A 17,142-nucleotide genomic window follows, 5' to 3' on the forward strand; every position below is an offset into this window, starting at 1 on the left:
TCAAAAATCAAACCTACCAAATGTATAAAAAAGATTTGACATGGCCTTTCTGTGCCATATCTAAAAGGGTTATTCACAACAATTCTTCGTGGAACGCGGCAGCCATAGGATTGAATAGGAAAAGGGCACTCTTTTATGCTAACGTGGCCACTTTTCTTATGCTCGGCTTCCTGCTGTTTCACACCAATCCTGTCTTCGCACAAACACCTGCGGAAAAGACGGTAACCATTACCTTTAACAATGTTCCGCTTGAGAGCGGTCTTAAACTCCTGGAAAGGCAAAGCCATATCAAGTTCGTTTATAACGATAAACTACTCGATAAAAAAATATTGCTAAACCAAACGTTTACGCGTCAGCGCCTGTCAACAGTCCTTAACTGGATGCGAAGCCAGTTTGATATTGATTACGAAGTCATCGATGATCAGTTTATTGTGTTGAAGAGCACTAAATCTCCAGCGCGGCCGGCTGCAGCCCCAACTGTAACGCAACAGCCTTCTACGACCGGTTTCCTGCAATCGGGCGCTGTAAAAGACGAAAACGGCGATCCGATGCCGGGGGTTACCATTCGGCTCAACAATGCGGCCAATGTTGCCTTAACTGACCGGGACGGTAATTTCAACATAGGCATACCAAACGACGGATCGGTCCTGATTTTTAGCTTCATCGGCTACAAAAAAGCAGAGCGGATAGCAAACCGGAACCAGGCAATGGTCCTCATAATGGAAACCGACCCTGGAAAACTCGATGAGGTACAGATCATCGGATACGGAACCTCCACCCGAAGGACGAGTACAGGTTCCCAAACAGAAATTTCCTCCCAGGATCTGATAAATACCCCTGCAACCAATCCCGCTTCCGCCCTTCAGGGCAGGATGACCGGCGTCTATGTCACGCAAGCCAACGGCCTGCCCGGCAGTCCCATGACCTTTACTATTCGCGGAACTAATTCGATTGCCGGCGGGAATAATCCGCTGTTCATCGTGGATGGTGTGCCGTACCTTGCAGATGCACTGCCGGCTATGGCCGCAGCCAACGGCGCCACCAGTCCGCTTAATAGCATCAATCCTGCAGATATTGAAAGCATTACCGTATTAAAAGATGCGGATGCGACGGCCATTTACGGATCTCGGGCCGCAAACGGTGTTGTCCTGATCACAACCAAAAAAGGTAAAGCGGGCGATATTCATGTGGAAGGTCTGGTTAAGCATGGTGCATCAAAAGTGAACCATTTCGTCCAAACACTATCCACTCCGGAATACCTCGCCATACGGACAAAGGCATACCAAAATACCGGTATCAATCCGGTAAATGATGCTGCATATGATTTAACGCGATGGGATCAAAACGCTTACACAGATTTTCAAAAACTGCTGATCGGCAATACGGCACACACCACGGATGCCAATCTTGCCCTAAGTGGCGGTGATGCAGGTACGAACTTCCGCATTAGCGCAACACATCACCTGGAAGGGAATGTATTTATCGGCGACCAGGGATACAGGCGCAGTTCATTAAACTTCAACCTCGGACATAAGACCGCAGATCAAAAGTTTGAAGTAGCCTTATCAGTCATTTACAGCGCGGACCAAAATAATATATCGGTGCTCGATCAGACCTCTGCGGCCTATTATCTGCCGCCAAATTATCCCTTGCGTAACCCTGACGGCAGCCTGTATTGGAGTGGTGTTGCCAGCATCCGGGCAAATCCCCTGGGGCAGCTCAACGCTCAGCAATCCAATAAGGGCAGTAACCTGATCAGCAACATGATGCTTGGTTATCATATTACCAAAGACTTGAATTTTAAGACATCTTTTGGGTTCAGCCGGTCAGATATGGATCAAAAAAGGTTGAATCCAAGCACTTCAATGGATCCGGGCATCAGTTATAACGTCTCCAGCAGTTCATTCGCCTACAATGTGAGTAACAACTATATCGTTGAGCCACAGCTTACCTATACGGCAAAAATAGCGAAAGGCGACCTGACAGCTTTAGTCGGGGGGACCTGGCAATATCAAAGCTCCAGGACACCATATTCAACTACAGCCAGCGGTTTTTCGTCGGATAACTTCCTCGAAAACCTGAACTCAGCACAAAATGTTAGTACCAGCAGTGGTTCAAGCCAATATAAATATGCCTCTGTTTTCGGACGTTTGAACTACGATTGGGAACGGAAATATATCCTGAACCTGAATTTCAGAAGAGACGGATCTTCCCGGTTCGGTCCTGATTCCCGCTACGGTAACTTCGGTTCGGCCGGAGCCGCATGGGTATTTACAGAGGAAAATTTCCTGCGGGCAGTTCCATTGATCAGCTTTGGTAAAATAAGGGCGAGCTATGGCGTTGTCGGCAGCGACCAGATCGGTGATTATCAGTACCTGGACTCTTATGTCTCCGTGCCTTATGTTTATAATACCGTGACCGGCCTGGTGCCGACCCGTATCGCCAACCCTACTTATCGTTGGGAGCAGACCAGGAAACTGGAAGCGGCAATCGACCTTTCGTTCCTGAAGGATAAAATTTCGGTGACTGCTGCATATTACCGGAACCGGACCGGCAACCAGCTGGTGGCATTCCCGCTCAGCATCCAGTCTGGGTTTTACAGCTATCAGGCGAATATGCCAGCGATGGTGCAGAACAAAGGCTGGGAGTTTACCCTGAACACGCAAAATATCAAAAATTCAGCGTTCAAATGGTCAAGTTCCTTCAATATCTCCTTTAACAGCAATAAATTATTGTCGTTCCCAAACATAGAGAATACGTCATATTACTCGCGTTACCTGGTTGGAAACCCGCTTTCGAGCATTTACCTCTATCAATATACAGGATTCAGTCCACAAACCGGCTTACCGGAATTTGCAGATCTTAACGGCAGCGGCAGGGTGAACACCGGCTTCGCCGCCAACGGACGCGGAGACCGTTATTATGCGGGTATTTCGCAGCCGAAATATTACGGAGGATTAACCAATACACTCGTATACAAGAATGTCACCCTGGATTTCCTGTTTCAGTTTGTTAAACAAAAGGGAAGATCCGTATTATCCCAGTCCTTCTATCCGCCGGGGATGATGTATAACGGGGCAGCCAAGCCGATCCTGGCCTATATCAGTGCGGGTCTACCGGCGCAGCCGCAGATCACCAGCACCTACAACGCAGCCTATACTGCCTATAGTTATTACAATACCTCGGATGCCATCTTAACCGATGCTTCGTTCATCCGGCTGAAGAATATAAACCTGGCTTATGACTTTAGAGGAGAGTGGCTGAAACGGGTGAAACTGCAAAACCTCCGGCTTCAGGTCCAGGCGCAAAACCTCTTTACGGTAACCAACTACCTGGGTTTTGATCCGGAATCTCAGGGTGTCAACCTGCCGCCTTTAAGGACAATTGTCGGTGTTATTCAATTTACCTTTTAATTTAACTGCAATGAATCATATATCAAAATTTGTTAAGACAGTTGCTATTGCCCTCTCGGTTTTTCTCGCCTCCGGCTGTCAGAAATTACTGGATATAGAACCGCCTAAAAATGAACTACCTTCAGAAGTGATATTCAGTTCAGAAGGGACGGCAAGAAGCGCGTTATCCGGAGCTTACAGTCAGCTATCCGGATCACAAACCTATAGTGTTAATTTAACTTTAGTGGATGCTTTAGCGGCAGACGAACTGCATGCACTTTCAGGTTTGGCCAGGTATGTCCAACAGGAAAACAATACCTATGAGCCGCTGACAAGCAGTTATACATCAGATATCTGGGCAGATTCTTATACGTCTATCTATAGTGTTAACACTATTATTGAGCGACTGACAAACAACACTGTTATCAACGCAACAGCAGCAACCCAGATGCTTGCTGAAGCAAAGGCGATCCGTGCATATTGTTACCTGCAATTGGTCGGACATTTTGGCGATGTTCCCTTAGTGATCACCACAAATGTGAACGTTTCTGCTTTGTTACCCAATTCGCCGGCTGCATCAATTTATGCGCAGATCATTACGGATCTGACAGAAGCAAAAGCAGGTTTAAGCGAAGCCTACTCTGCTAATGCCGGTATAGGCCGCCGGTCCCAGTTTAACCGCAGTGCTGCCGCCGCTTTGTTAGCGCAGGCTTACCTGGCAACAGGAAACTGGCAGGGGGCCGTTGATAATGCAACGGAAGTCATTAACCACACCGATCTTTATGGACTCCTGCCCGGCATGCAGCTTGCCAACGTTTTTCTCGCCGGGTCGAGAGAGGCGATCCTGCAGTTGGGGCCGGCATTTAACGCCACTTCCGGTTATACCAATGAGGGGCAGGAATTTGTAAGTAATCAATATACTTTCGCCTTGCCTTACACCCTGACAGATGGGCTGCTGAATGCATTTGAACCAAACGACCTGCGGCGCAGCGCCTGGGTCCGGGATGTTACGCTGGACGGCGTCAGCGCATCGGAACCATTTAAATATGAGAATTATGACAATGACTCGGCAGTTGCATCCGGTAGGAATGAGGCACCGATGGTGGTTCGCCTGGCGGAAGTTTACCTGATCCGGGCTGAGGCATATGCAGGACTGGGGAACAACACCGCAGGTCTGGCCGATGTCAATATCATACGCAACAGAGCGGGTTTGCCACCACTAGCACAGGGCGTTGATTTACGATTAGCGGTCGAGCACGAGCGCAGGATAGAATTGTTCTGTGAACGGGGCGACCGTTGGCTAAGCTTGAAAAGGACCGGCAGGGTTAATGCCGTGATCGGCGCGCTCAAGCCGACCTGGCAGCCTTTTGCCCAATGGTATCCGATACCGCAAACAGCTATTGATGCTAACCCGAATCTTAGACAAAACCAAGGTTACAGATAGAAACATGCCGAATCCCCCGCGCTAATATGGCGCGGGGTACCAGGCTTCAAACTTAAATTAATGGATAATAATATAGTAAGGTTGACAGGACTGTCACACCGGTATGGAACTTCATGGGCTATCCGCGACATCGGATTCGAAATCAGCGAGCACGGCGTACTTGGCTTATTAGGATCCAATGGTGCCGGTAAGTCAACCACCATGAATATCATGTGCGGCGTGCTCAATCAGACCGAAGGTACGGTGGAAATCGGTGGATTTAATATGCGGGATAACCCAATCGGTGCGAAGAAGCTGATTGGCTTTCTGCCGCAAAATGCGCCGTTATATATGGAGCTGACCGTCAGGGAATACCTCACCCAATGTGCCCATCTCCGGCTGATCGATAAAAAGGATGTCCCTTTTGCCGTCGACAAAGCCATGGCAAAATGTGGGGTAACACATTTCAAGAACAGGCTGATCGCTAACCTTTCCGGTGGGTATAAACAACGGGTAGGCATTGCTCAGGCCATCATTCATGAACCAAAGCTCGTGGTGCTTGATGAGCCGACGAACGGCTTAGATCCCAATCAAATAACCGAAGTCCGAAAGCTCATTAAAACCATCGGTGAAGAAAAATCCGTTATTTTTTCCTCTCATATTCTTTCAGAAATTCAAGCCACCTGCAGTCAGGTCAAGATGATTGAAAATGGAAAAATGGTTTTCACAGGCAGCATGGATGACTTCAACAACTACATAGAACCGGACAGCCTTGTTATATCACTCCTCCATCCGCCGCCGGTAGAACAGTTGGAGCATTTCGGAGAAGTGAAAAGTGTCGAAGTGCTGAGCGATACCAAATTCAGAATTCATTTTACAGCCGGCCCGGAGATCTGCGAACGACTTATTCAACAAAGCATTGATCAGGGCTGGAAGATGCGGGAAATTACACTGGAGAAAAGTTCTCTGGACCAAATATTTGCCCAGCTATCAAATAAATCACCTAAGAATTAATCATGAAAAATATTTTAAGGATTGCCCGGATCGAGCTGAGCCTTTTATTCTATTCCCCAGTAGCGTGGATTGTCTTACTGGTATTTATTGTGCAGTCCGGCTGGGGATATATGACCCTGCTGGAGCGCCAGGAACAGGCACAGCAGATGGGCATTAAACTTGATTCGCTAACTTATACCTTTTTTGCAGGTTATAGCGGGCTGTTTCCAAAAATGCAGCAATACCTCTATTTATATATCCCCCTGCTTACGATGGGATTGATCAGCAGGGAAACGCAAAGTGGCTCCATTAAACTGTTATATTCCTCCCCGATCAGGGTATTCGATATCATAGCGGGAAAATACCTGGCTATGGTTACCTATTGCCTGCTCCTGATGGGTTTGTTATTGGGCCTTGGCGGTATATCCGTTTTTACCATCAAAAACGTTGATTTTACCTTTATCCTTTCGGGTATTATAGGATTATATCTCCTGATCTGCGCTTATTCCGCGGTTGGGCTTTTCATGTCCAGCCTGACCAGCTACCAGGTGGTAGCCGCGATCAGTACATTGGTCGTACTTGCCCTTTTAAATTTCATTGGCGGTTTGTGGCAGGATATCCAGTTCGTCAGGGATATTACCTATTTCCTTTCCATTTCCGGGAGAGCGGAGGAATCCATCAATGGACTGTTAGGCAGTAACGACGTCCTGTATTTCCTGGTCGTTATCAGCTTATTTCTCGGCCTGACCTTTTTAAAGCTACAATTTGAGCGCAGGACCATATCCTTGCCGCGCAAATTAACAGGATACGTCGGCTTGATAGCTTTTATGCTGCTGATCGGGTATTTCAGCTCCAAGCCTCAAAATATCGTTTATTTAGATATGACGGTTGATCAAAACCGCACCCTGACGCAACCGAGCAAGGACGTCATCAGCCGCATCGATCAGCCGGTTACGATGACCACCTATGTCAATCTTTTGGATGAAAACTATTCTATGGGCCTGCCATCCAATCAGAACAATGACCGGAAGTCTTTCGATAAATACCTCCGGTTCATGCCTTATATGCGCATGGATTACATCTATTACTGGGACCACTCCGAAAACGAACGATTATATAAGGAGAATCCCGGATTAAGTGATGAACAACTGGCTAAGAAAATGGCCAAGATCACCGGTATGAATTTCAATGAATTCCTGCGGCCGGAACAGATCAGAAAAATCATCGATCTCAAGCAGGAACGTAACAGAATGGTCAGAACACTCTCTTACAAAGGGAAGAAAGTCTTTCTCCGGATGTTTGACGACCTGATTAGGTACCCGTCGGAGAAAGAGACCACTGCAGCCCTGAAAAAACTGGTGACATCGTCCCCTAAGATCGGTTTTGTTACCGGTCACCGCGAACGGAATATCAACAAGACCGGCGACAATGATTATCAGGTGTCCAGCACCGAAATAGCCTTCCGCTATGCTTTGGTCAATCAGGGATTTGAAGTGCAGTCGGTCAACCTGGAAACACCCGGAATTGCAAAGCAGGCAGACGTCCTGATTATCGCAGATCCTTTGACTGCTTATACGCCCGGAGAATTGAAAAACCTGGAAAACTATATAAACGAGGGTCGAAATCTGCTGATTGCCGCTGAACCAGGCAGCAAGAGCATCTCTAATCCGTTGCTGAATTTAGTAGGTGTTGAAATGGGGGACGGCATGCTCGTGCAAAGGAGCCAGAATTTTGAGGCGTCTTTTGTTTTAAGCGGGCTGGCCACAGGAAACTGGATTAAAATGGCAGGTGATTCCGAGTATCTAAATAAGGACAGCGCATTTGTAACGACACCCACCGCTACACCCCTGAAGGTGCTGCTTAATTCACCTTTTAAAACCATGCCTATCCTGGTTACCCAGGCTGCGAATACCTGGCTCATGCCGTCTGTTCAGGTCGATAAAACCACAGAGTTAATGGATGACCGAAAAAATGAAGATAAAAAGTCCTATCCGGTAGCCCTGGCACTTAGTCGTAAGATGCTGCGTGGCGAACAGCGTGTTTTTGTTATTGGCGATGCAGATTTTATGAATAATGCCGAGCTCAGAAGAAGAACACCACGGTCAATCAATTTTGCCTTCGTTACGGATTTGTTCAAATGGTTTAGTAATGGTGAATTTCCAATTGATACGACCCGCCCCCAACCTCAGGACAATCAAATCATGGTGAACAGCTCCCGGATAACCTGGTTACGCTGGGCATGGATGGGCATACTGCCCGGCCTGATCGCACTTTCCGTTTCATCGGTATTGATCTATAGAAAAAGAAGATAACACGCAAAGCAAAATACTAATGATCTATTCCGGTTCCCAGCTGGTTATACCGATGGCATGGCCAGCTGGATGTCGGAAAAATAGAACCATTTCAAATTTACAATAAGATAAAGGCCCAATCAATCGGCTTTTTCAAACGAAACACAATCACTCATGATGCAAATTCCAAGACTGCCTATATTTTTCGCAGTATTTTTCATGTCAGCCGCTGCAATAGCACAGGAAAAGCCGCTGCCGCTCGATCCTGCGGTCCGTACAGGCAAACTCGCCAACGGATTCACCTATTTTATCAGACATAACGAGGAACCGAAAAAGCGTGTCGTTTTTTACCTCGTCAACAAGGTAGGTTCCATACTGGAATCCGATGACCAACGGGGTCTGGCCCACTTTATGGAACATATGAGCTTTAATGGAACGACTCATTTTCCAAAGAACGAATTGATCGACTATCTTCAAAAAAGCGGTGTCCGGTTCGGTGCAGATTTGAATGCTTACACCAGCTTTGACGAAACCGTATACCAGTTACCCTTGCCTAGCGACAATCCGGAACTCCTGCAAAAAGGTGTCGCCATTATGCGGGATTGGGCACAGGAAGCTACGCTCGACCCGCTGGAGATCAATAAAGAACGAGGTGTGGTACTGGAGGAAAAAAGACTTGGGAAGGGTGCTCAGGAACGTATGCGCTCGAAATACTGGCCGATAGTTTTAAACAACTCCAGGTACGCCGTGCGCATGCCAATAGGAACCGATGAAGTACTGAATAAATTTAAGCCTGAAACGATCAGGAGGTTTTATCATGACTGGTACCGTCCCGATCTGCAGGCGCTAATCGTCGTAGGAGACGTGGATGTCAACCAAATGGAGCAAAACATTGTAGCACAATTCGGTAATCTGAAAAATCCGGCAAATGAAAAGCCTCGTTCCAAATATACTGTTGGCCTGACCGGTAACAATCAATTTATCGCCGTAACGGATAAGGAAATGACTTCCACCGCCATGGAAGTTATCATGAAGAGACCGATGTTGTCTCTCCATACTGCTGCTGATTATCGTCAGAACATTATCCGCCAACTTTACAATCAAATGCTGAATAACCGCTATACGGAATTGTCCCGCCAGGCTAATCCTCCTTTTGTAAGCGGAAATGCCGGCATCGGCAGTTTTATAGGCGGCCTGGATAATTTTGGCGTGAGCCTGGTCTCAAGGCCCGGTGAACTGGAAAAAGGGTTTAAAGCTGTTTGGCGCGAAACAGAACGGCTTAAACGTTTTGGTTTTACATCTACTGAACTGGACAGAGCGAAGCAAACCTATATGAACAACATGGCGTCGATGCTGAAAGAAAAGAATAAGACCAATTCACAGGATTATGTAAATGAATACCTGGCTTATTTTTTAAAAGGAACAGCAGCGCCGGGTATCCAACAGGAATATGACATGGTCAAAAATGATCTGCCGGGCATTTCGCTCAATGAAGTTAATCGGTTGTCTGCTGAATATATTACTCAGGTGAACAGGGATATTTTACTGATGGCGCCGGAAACCGATAAGGACAAGCTTCCAAATCAGGCCATGGTCAATTTCTGGCTGAACGCTGTGGCAGAGGAAAAACTGGAGCCATATAAAGATGAAGTGAGCACGGAGCCATTAGTGGCGGTACAGCCGGTAAGCGGAAAGGTAATCAGTACAGTGAAAGACGAAAAGTTAGGCACAAGCCTCATCACCTTGAGTAATGGTGTGAAAGTACTGCTTAAGCCTACAACCTTTAAAGACAACGAGGTGTTATTTACAGCCTATGCACCCGGTGGTACTTCCCTTTATAGTGATCCGGATTACCAGAGCGCCGCAAACGCCGGGGGATTGATCCCGGCATTTGGCGTTGGTAATTATAATCCGACACAACTTGAAAAATTTCTTTCAGGCAAGCATCTGGCCGTGAGGCCATTTATCAGTGACCGCATGCAAGGCGTAAACGGCGCTGCCATACCCGGTGACCTGGAAGCGGCTTTGCAGCTTTTGAATGCCTACTACACTGCGCCAAGAAAAGACGCTGACCTTTTTCAGGGTATTATGGCCCGATCGAAAGCCAGTTTGCAAAATAGGTCCAACGACCCGGGCAGTGTGTTCCGGGATTCAGTCAGCGCTACCTTAGGAAACTATAATATTCGCCGCACAGGTCCCACGCTTGCTAAACTCGACCAGGTCAGCCTGGACCGCACCTTTGAAATCTACAGGGAGCGATTCGGCGATGCATCCGGTCTTGTATTTACTTTTGTGGGCAGCTTCGATGTTGAACAGCTTAAACCACTGCTCGAAAAATATATCGGCAGCCTGCCCGCCAGCGGGCATGATTCGCCTGCAAAGGATCTGGGCATCTCCGTTCCTGAAGGAAAGATTGAGAAAATAGTTTATAAAGGTGCGGAGCCCAAGGCAAGTGTTCAGCTTTACTGGTCCGGCAATTTTAATTACAGCAGGTCGGAAAAGGTAATCATGGATGCGCTCAGGGAGTGCCTGGAGATTCGCTTGCTGGAAAGATTAAGGGAAGATGAGGGCGGTGTCTATTCGCCCGGTGTAGACGTGCAAAGTGCCAAATACCCCCGGAGCCGTTATACCCTGGAAGTTCAATTCGGCTGCGGCCCGCAGAATGTTGATAAGCTTATTGCTTCAACCCTTGACGAAATTATGAAATTGAAAACGGAAGGTCCGCCACAAGTCAACGTGGACAAATGGCGGGCAGAAAGCATCCGGAGTTCGGAAGCAGACATGCAGACAAATCGTTGGTGGCTCGGTTATCTGAATGGCCAGCAATTCAATAATGATGACCTGCATGCCTTAGACAGCTACCAATCGGATTTGCAGGCAGTTACTCCGGCCCTTATTAAAGCCGCTGCTTCAAAATACCTTAGCGGAGCAAATTATATCCGTATGGTATTAATGCCAGAAAATCAAGCCAGGTAATGTATAAAAAGAGGGCAAAACCCTCGATGAATTATTGTAAATCCGCAGATCAATAGTTTTAACGGCGAATGGTCTCGGGCTGAACGCCTGACCGATGGTCTCAGGAATTAAGAATTTGCTTCCTTGTTCTTACGTTTTTCATAACGATATATGAAGGTTAGTTAATAGTGATGTCCTCCCCTGGAGCAGGGGAGGCTTTTTTATGCTATCGGAACAGGTTTTTGAGGAACATTGATAAAGCCGCTTTTATACCTGTAGGGTACCCCCTTTTACAATCACCACCATGTTAACTGGTTGAAAATGCTGGAGAGAGGATGCAAGTGTCCCGTAAAGTGAAGAATAAATGACTATACCTCTTTTGTCAAATGAACCCGCTTGTTCATTTGCCCATAATATGAGTAGAAATTCGTAAATTAGATACATGGACAGGGTTGAGACCATACAAGACCTTTACAAAAACAAAGTTGATTTTCTACCTGATAATCATGCTAATGAAGTCGGGCATTTCAACGTGTTTAAGCTGGACCCCTATGTTGGTAAAGGAGCAAAGCCCGCCCCTTTCAGACTGAGAGACTATTATAAAATCACCCTTGTAAATGGCAATGGAAAATTTCTTTATGCAGATAAGGAAATTGAAGTTATAAAATCCGCTGTCGTCTTTTCCAACCCGCAAATACCTTATAGCTGGCAACAAAGGGACCGCATTACTCATGGCTACTTTTGCTTTTTCGATCAGGCTTTCTTTCATCATTATGGCAATCTCAACCACTATTCGCTTTTTCAGCCCAATGGCAATCACGTATTTGAACTGAATGACGCAGAGGTAACGCATCTAACCGGCCTATATGAAAGAATGGTGGATGAACTTGCTTCTGGTTACATTCACAAGTGTGATGTTTTGAGAACGATCGTATTTGAGATCATTCACTTTGCTTTGAAAATGCAGCCATCCGGAACTTCTGATAAACAACCGATAAATGCTGCCCAGAGAATTTCCGCTTTATTTATGGAACTCCTGGAAAGGCAGTTTCCTATTGATAGCACCTGCCAATCACTTACACTTCGTTCTGCTTCTGATTATGCCGAAAAGTTAAATGTACATGTCAATCATTTAAACCGCGCGGTCAAGAAAATTACCAATAAGACAACCTCTCACATCATAAACGAGCGTTTATTGCAGGAAGCAAAGGTGCTGCTGAAGCAAACCCCATGGACGGTCTCCGAAATTGCCTATGTTTTGGGCTTCACTGAATTGACCCATTTCAATAACTTCTTCAAAAAACACGTACACCAAAATCCCGTTAAATTCAGAAATGTTTGATTTTCGTAGACTATTGTTTCTTTTTCGTTAACCCGCTGTGTCGTCCGGTTCTAATTTTGTATTTATTATTAGCAATACGATTATGGATAGCAATTAGGAAAATTTACCATGGATGGCGTTTTTCATGGGGTGTCCGGTAACAAGCGCTTGGAGCTCGGGCATATCCATGTTTTTAAACTGGAATCTTACAAGGGGCGGAATGCTAATCATATATACTTCAAAAACCGCGGATGTTTTAAGATAATACTATTGACGGGACAAGGCAGCATTGCATATGCCAATCATGCTGTTCACGTTAAGAAGCCGGCTTTAATGTTCTTTAATTCGCAGATTCCATGCAGATGGAAGAATGCCGAAGGGGCCAATGGCGGTTACTTTTGCATTTTTGATCAGGCCTTCTTTGATCAGTTCTGCAACCTCCTTAAATACGCCGTTTTTCAACCCGGTGGTCATCACGTTTTTGAATTATCTGATCAACAGGTGAAGCTTTTTGACGAAGTATTTCATCGGATGATTGAGGAGCTTTATTCCGATTACATTCACAAATACGACATACTACGTATTGTGGTAAGCGAGCTCATTCATTTTGCGATGAAAATTCTGCCTCCTTCTTCTGCCGCGCTCCGAGAGAAAACCCTGGACCGTTTATCCATAACTGCTTTATGGCAAACAGAACAATGACCTAAACTTACCCGACCTATGAAAAGCAATAACAAACCCAAAATCACCAGAAACAAAGAGCTCACCAAAAGGAAACTAATCGACGCTGTAGGCGAGATATTCCGAAAAGAAGGGCATACCGGTCTCGGCGTAAATAAAGTAGCCAAGCAGGCCGGTGTAACCAAAAAACTGATCTATGATTACTTTGAACGTGATTTCAATAATCTCGTGGAAGCATACATTTTGGAAACAGACTACTGGATGGTATTCGCTGATCGTGTTCAGGACCTGATCGATGGGAAATCTTATACGGAGAATCAGAAGCTGATCACCGAGATCCTGCAAAATCAGTTTAGGTATTTCTTCCTGGATAAACAAATGCAGAAGCTGATCCTGTGGGAGGTGTCCACCAACAGTCCTTTAATGAAAAGTATTCATAATGCGCGCGAAAGCATGGGGCAAAAACTATTTGAATTAACAGATCAGCATTTTGCCAATACGGGTGTTAATTTCCGGGCGGTAGCGGCCTTACTGGTCGGCGGTATTTATTATAGCATTTTACACACCCGTTTTAATGGTGGTGTGTTTTCTGATATTGATATAGCTACGGAGACAGGTAGAGAAGAAATGCTGAAAGCAATTGAGATGATTGTTAGCTGGGCGTATCAGGCGACAAGTAAAGATAATGGCCATCAAAGTATTTGACAGGATGCATCTGCCATTTACTTTTGATCAGGCAACGTAATACTAGCGCAAATAAAATTCAAGAGTTCGCAAGGAGTTACTTGGATGGATAAGGCGATGAGGTATAGTTCATCAGCGGTTAATTTAGTGGAGCTGCTATTTGAAAGCTGAGTTAAACGTGATTTGCTGATTCCGGTTCGCCGGGAAATTTCGGCTTTATTTACAGATCGTTTTGATAAAAAGAGTCCTAACTCAGTCATTAATTGTATAATTCTAAACACTTATTTAGAATTAATGTACATCTGTATTATTTAATGCAACAATATATTTAAATTTGGATAGAAATTCTATATACTTGTTTAGAAAATCTAAACAAGTATCGGTGCCTTTTTATGGATTTTGAATACCCTAATATATAAGTATGGAGAAAAATGTGTTCTCAAATAATCCACCTGATTTCAGTACCCTTTCGGGAATTATGGAATATTTTTCCCGGGTGCCTTATGAACAGTTTCAATCTGATTTGAATGAGTGGTTCTACAAAAGCCTGGATGATAAAAGTATTGATCTTTGCAAGTTGAACGGTGAAAATACCCCTTGCTTTCCAGAGGAACTAAAGCAGTTTATCGAGAATATTTACAAACAGGCAGAGACCCGACAAAAAAAACAAAGCGAAATTTGAGTTTAAATTAATGCAAGATCATCAAAAATTCATACCAACTCACCACTTTGAATAAAAAATGCACTTTAATTTGTAGGCCGTTGAGTTGTATTTTCAGTCACCAATATAATGCACTATGAAAACATTCGCCGCTTGCTGCATTTTAACGATCCCAATGGTTTTTGTCCTGCATGCCTCGCATGCACAGCTCCCTGTAAAAATGATGGACGGAATAATTTTCGTGGGCAGTAGCTCGCTGGACAGGAATGAAAAAAAATATGCTCCATTCATGGATAGCCTGGACAGAAACCTAAAGGTGAATGCAAACGATACGACCAGTTTGTTTTACAGGGCATTGTTTTATGTACAGCATAACAGCTTCGTTAACAATCCGGATTTTAGCACTAATCAGGCGACCAATAAATTATTGTTAGCCCTGAAAATGGCTGAGCGTGCAGATAGCTTGCAGATGCATAATTTTATGCTGAAAGTACTTAGGGCGCAGATATGTAAAGAGCTTACCAACCGGTATGCGCCGATAGAAGTCTGGCGGTTTAGTGACCGCCAACTGGCGGAAAGAAAAAAGAAATTCGAATATTTTATGGGTCTGGCCAACCGTTATTATGATGAACTGGCAGAGGCGGATAAAAATAATGCGTGGGATTATCAGAAATTGAAGGTAAAAGCTTATTGATCAAACTTAATTTATTCATTGAAGAGTATGCAAAATATGAAAGAATTAAGCTGCTATATCGTGGATGACGAACAGCATGCTATCGATTACCTTATCGAATTAATTGATGCCACCAAGGGCTTAATTTTAGCCGGCTCATCCACAGATCCGGTTAGCGCACTAAAGGAAGTGGCAATAGAGAATGGACCCGACTTAACCTTTCTGGATGTGGATATGCCGGAGATGTCGGGAATTGATTTTGCGATAGCGGCAAAAAGGTACACTACCATTATTTTTATCACTTCAACTCCACGCTTTGTTCAGGAGTTATTTAAAGATGAAAGCTTTTACTATTTACCAAAGCCCATTGCTTACGATAAGTTTCTTGATTGTATAGCAACGGTAAGATCAAGAGTAACAGGAAAAAAATAACAGCGCACGGAACTGAATTAATTTCACCCTTTCCAAGTGAATGACACCAATGGCGGTTAAGGTCAGCTGCCCATTAATATTCCACCTGAACTGCCCGCATCTACATACTCCTCTCCAATATTGTGGAATTCATCATGGCCAATGTGGTATCGAAACTTAATACTCAGAGCAACACTTACATTATTAATGACAACAATATTATTGATCATTGGCGAGTGAGTTTTTTTTTAGCAGGGATGCAGAAATCTTATTTTTAATTTGGTCTTTAGATGCCATAAGGTGCCTATTTTGAATCCTATATTACGATGATCTACTACTGATTCTTAGAACCCTCAGTTAACGCGACATATCTAGCTCTATAATATTCTACGTCTGATTGTAGTTGTTGTACTAAAAGTTCGTAACCATTAGTATGATCATTAACAACGTATTGTTTATGGTTGTTACCGGCTGAATTTGTTTGTGTAAAATGATATACCTGCGCACCTTCAAGCTCCATAACCTTTTGTAGGCTTACTTCATAGTAGTTACACAAAATAGCAAGAGTTTTAATCGATAATTCATCAGAGCCTTGTTCAATTTTTTCAATTATGGATGGTTTTAATTCAACCGCATTTGCAACATTTTTAATTTCTTCGTTTTTATCATTTCGGATTTTACTTAGGTTCTTCCCTATGGTCTTCAAAAGCTCTTCTGGGACAATATCGTTCGTTTGATGTTTTAACATTACTATGATTCTAATGGTGGATTACTTTTTGAATGTTGTTCAAAATAATTACGAAGATAGGTAACTTCTGATTGCAATTGATGAATTAGGATATCGTAGCCATCGGCTAATTCATGAACGACATACTGTTTGTGAAAGTTACCAGTTATATTTTTTTGGGTAAAGTAAAAAATCTGGTTGTTATCTAATTCTAAAACCTGCTTCAACGAAATTTTAAAATGGTTGCATAATTTTACTAATAATTCGATAGTGATATTATAAGTGCCGTTTTCAATTTTGCTTATAACAGGATGCGTAACGCCTATAGACTTAGCAACACCATATTGCGTTTCCCTTTTCGCATTTCTAATTGCTGATACATTTCGCCCTAATGAATTCAGCAATTCAACAATATCGATATCTTTTTGCATAATCTAAGTTACAAAATGTAATTCACAGGAACAAATTTTATTTAGATTATTGGCAATCAATAAATTAAATTTTGCAAATTAGTGTTTTGAATGAAATTAACATTCTTAGAAAAAGTAGTAATTTAGCGCTTCTTCAAATAGAAAGAAGGTAAGCGCTTAACAAGTCTCGCACTCCGAATCTGACAATTCAATAGAACCGCGAGAGTAAGTTTAAGCGCCCAATCCCTATATCAATAGGGTTGGGCCTGCTTACGTATTTGTGGTTCTACCGCTTCGGCGGAGGCTTTGTCAGAGCCTGGAGTACAAATGGCGGAGTAGGTTTCAACCCTATTGATTTATATGCCTTATGAGACTTGTTATTGATTCAATCAATAATGAGCAAAAAACATTTAAATAATGACCATTTACAAATTGCTTTCAAAAGCAACGGTCATTATGTATGTTATATATTTTGTCAAGAAATTTCTTCTAAACAACTCAAAAATAGATTTAAAAACAT

At 44.0% G+C, this 17,142-nt stretch carries 14 protein-coding genes; 11 read left to right on the top strand and 3 right to left on the bottom strand.

Features of this window, described 5'->3' with window-relative positions:
- Positions 1-20 precede the first annotated feature (20 nt).
- The 8 genes from AC1RM2_RS04560 to AC1RM2_RS04595 all read left to right on the top strand — a co-directional run bounded on the left by AC1RM2_RS04560 (position 21) and on the right by AC1RM2_RS04595 (position 13,761).
- Positions 21-3,413, top strand: a complete 3,393-nt coding sequence (locus AC1RM2_RS04560) for a SusC/RagA family TonB-linked outer membrane protein (RefSeq protein ID WP_492983821.1) — start codon at positions 21-23, stop codon at positions 3,411-3,413.
- Between the two features lie 10 nt (positions 3,414-3,423).
- Entirely contained in the window at positions 3,424-4,836 is a 1,413-nt protein-coding gene (locus tag AC1RM2_RS04565) for a RagB/SusD family nutrient uptake outer membrane protein (RefSeq protein ID WP_492983822.1), read from the top strand.
- Between the two features lie 60 nt (positions 4,837-4,896).
- Entirely contained in the window at positions 4,897-5,829 is a 933-nt protein-coding gene (locus AC1RM2_RS04570) for an ABC transporter ATP-binding protein (protein ID WP_492983823.1), read from the top strand.
- A gap of 2 nt (positions 5,830-5,831) precedes the next feature.
- Entirely contained in the window at positions 5,832-8,120 is a 2,289-nt protein-coding gene (locus AC1RM2_RS04575) for a Gldg family protein (RefSeq protein WP_492983824.1), read from the top strand.
- Between the two features lie 153 nt (positions 8,121-8,273).
- Entirely contained in the window at positions 8,274-11,075 is a 2,802-nt protein-coding gene (locus AC1RM2_RS04580; protein WP_492983825.1) for a M16 family metallopeptidase, read from the top strand.
- 511 nt (positions 11,076-11,586) lie between these two features.
- Positions 11,587-12,396 (top strand): helix-turn-helix domain-containing protein, encoded by an 810-nt coding sequence (locus AC1RM2_RS04585; protein ID WP_492983826.1) that lies wholly within the window; start codon positions 11,587-11,589, stop codon positions 12,394-12,396.
- A 108-nt stretch (positions 12,397-12,504) separates the two neighbouring features.
- The gene (locus tag AC1RM2_RS04590; protein WP_492983827.1) at positions 12,505-13,077 is read left to right on the top strand and encodes a hypothetical protein; all 573 of its coding nucleotides are present in this window, start codon (positions 12,505-12,507) and stop codon (positions 13,075-13,077) included.
- Positions 13,078-13,095: 18 nt separating this feature from the next.
- Positions 13,096-13,761: a TetR/AcrR family transcriptional regulator gene (locus AC1RM2_RS04595; protein ID WP_492983828.1), complete on the top strand. Its 666-nt coding sequence runs from the start codon at positions 13,096-13,098 to the stop codon at positions 13,759-13,761.
- A 17-nt stretch (positions 13,762-13,778) separates the two neighbouring features.
- Here the strand turns inward: AC1RM2_RS04595 and AC1RM2_RS04600 are convergent, their stop codons facing one another.
- Positions 13,779-14,000: a helix-turn-helix domain-containing protein gene (locus AC1RM2_RS04600; protein ID WP_492983829.1), complete on the bottom strand. Its 222-nt coding sequence runs from the start codon at positions 13,998-14,000 to the stop codon at positions 13,779-13,781.
- Between the two features lie 161 nt (positions 14,001-14,161).
- Here AC1RM2_RS04600 and AC1RM2_RS04605 point away from each other — a divergent pair, with 161 nt between their 5' ends.
- From AC1RM2_RS04605 to AC1RM2_RS04615, 3 genes are all read left to right on the top strand, one after another.
- Positions 14,162-14,422, top strand: a complete 261-nt coding sequence (locus tag AC1RM2_RS04605; RefSeq protein WP_492983830.1) for a hypothetical protein — start codon at positions 14,162-14,164, stop codon at positions 14,420-14,422.
- A 115-nt stretch (positions 14,423-14,537) separates the two neighbouring features.
- Complete coding sequence (locus tag AC1RM2_RS04610; protein ID WP_492983831.1) at positions 14,538-15,095, top strand: hypothetical protein; 558 nt, start codon at positions 14,538-14,540, stop codon at positions 15,093-15,095.
- A gap of 36 nt (positions 15,096-15,131) precedes the next feature.
- The gene (locus AC1RM2_RS04615) at positions 15,132-15,506 is read left to right on the top strand and encodes a LytR/AlgR family response regulator transcription factor (RefSeq protein WP_492983832.1); all 375 of its coding nucleotides are present in this window, start codon (positions 15,132-15,134) and stop codon (positions 15,504-15,506) included.
- A gap of 313 nt (positions 15,507-15,819) precedes the next feature.
- Here AC1RM2_RS04615 and AC1RM2_RS04620 read toward each other — a convergent pair whose 3' ends face one another.
- Both AC1RM2_RS04620 and AC1RM2_RS04625 read right to left on the bottom strand, forming a co-directional pair.
- Positions 15,820-16,233: a helix-turn-helix domain-containing protein gene (locus tag AC1RM2_RS04620; RefSeq protein ID WP_492983833.1), complete on the bottom strand. Its 414-nt coding sequence runs from the start codon at positions 16,231-16,233 to the stop codon at positions 15,820-15,822.
- Positions 16,234-16,235: 2 nt separating this feature from the next.
- The gene (locus AC1RM2_RS04625) at positions 16,236-16,643 is read right to left on the bottom strand and encodes a helix-turn-helix domain-containing protein (protein WP_492983834.1); all 408 of its coding nucleotides are present in this window, start codon (positions 16,641-16,643) and stop codon (positions 16,236-16,238) included.
- Positions 16,644-17,142: the final 499 nt, after the last annotated feature.

Source organism: Mucilaginibacter sp. GW822-FHT03E02 (assembly GCF_058801545.1).

Excerpts from the sequence above, each read along its gene's own strand:
- AC1RM2_RS04600 (WP_492983829.1), bottom strand. The coding sequence starts at position 14,000 with ATGACTGAGTTAGGACTCTTTTTATCAAAACGATCTGTAAATAAAGCC.
- AC1RM2_RS04590 (WP_492983827.1), top strand. The coding sequence starts at position 12,505 with ATGGATGGCGTTTTTCATGGGGTGTCCGGTAACAAGCGCTTGGAGCTC.
- AC1RM2_RS04565 (WP_492983822.1), top strand. The coding sequence starts at position 3,424 with ATGAATCATATATCAAAATTTGTTAAGACAGTTGCTATTGCCCTCTCG.
- AC1RM2_RS04580 (WP_492983825.1), top strand. The coding sequence starts at position 8,274 with ATGATGCAAATTCCAAGACTGCCTATATTTTTCGCAGTATTTTTCATG.
- AC1RM2_RS04620 (WP_492983833.1), bottom strand. The coding sequence starts at position 16,233 with ATGTTAAAACATCAAACGAACGATATTGTCCCAGAAGAGCTTTTGAAG.
- AC1RM2_RS04625 (WP_492983834.1), bottom strand. The coding sequence starts at position 16,643 with ATGCAAAAAGATATCGATATTGTTGAATTGCTGAATTCATTAGGGCGA.
- AC1RM2_RS04610 (WP_492983831.1), top strand. The coding sequence starts at position 14,538 with ATGAAAACATTCGCCGCTTGCTGCATTTTAACGATCCCAATGGTTTTT.
- AC1RM2_RS04570 (WP_492983823.1), top strand. The coding sequence starts at position 4,897 with ATGGATAATAATATAGTAAGGTTGACAGGACTGTCACACCGGTATGGA.
- AC1RM2_RS04575 (WP_492983824.1), top strand. The coding sequence starts at position 5,832 with ATGAAAAATATTTTAAGGATTGCCCGGATCGAGCTGAGCCTTTTATTC.
- AC1RM2_RS04605 (WP_492983830.1), top strand. The coding sequence starts at position 14,162 with ATGGAGAAAAATGTGTTCTCAAATAATCCACCTGATTTCAGTACCCTT.
- AC1RM2_RS04595 (WP_492983828.1), top strand. The coding sequence starts at position 13,096 with ATGAAAAGCAATAACAAACCCAAAATCACCAGAAACAAAGAGCTCACC.
- AC1RM2_RS04615 (WP_492983832.1), top strand. The coding sequence starts at position 15,132 with ATGAAAGAATTAAGCTGCTATATCGTGGATGACGAACAGCATGCTATC.
- AC1RM2_RS04560 (WP_492983821.1), top strand. The coding sequence starts at position 21 with ATGTATAAAAAAGATTTGACATGGCCTTTCTGTGCCATATCTAAAAGG.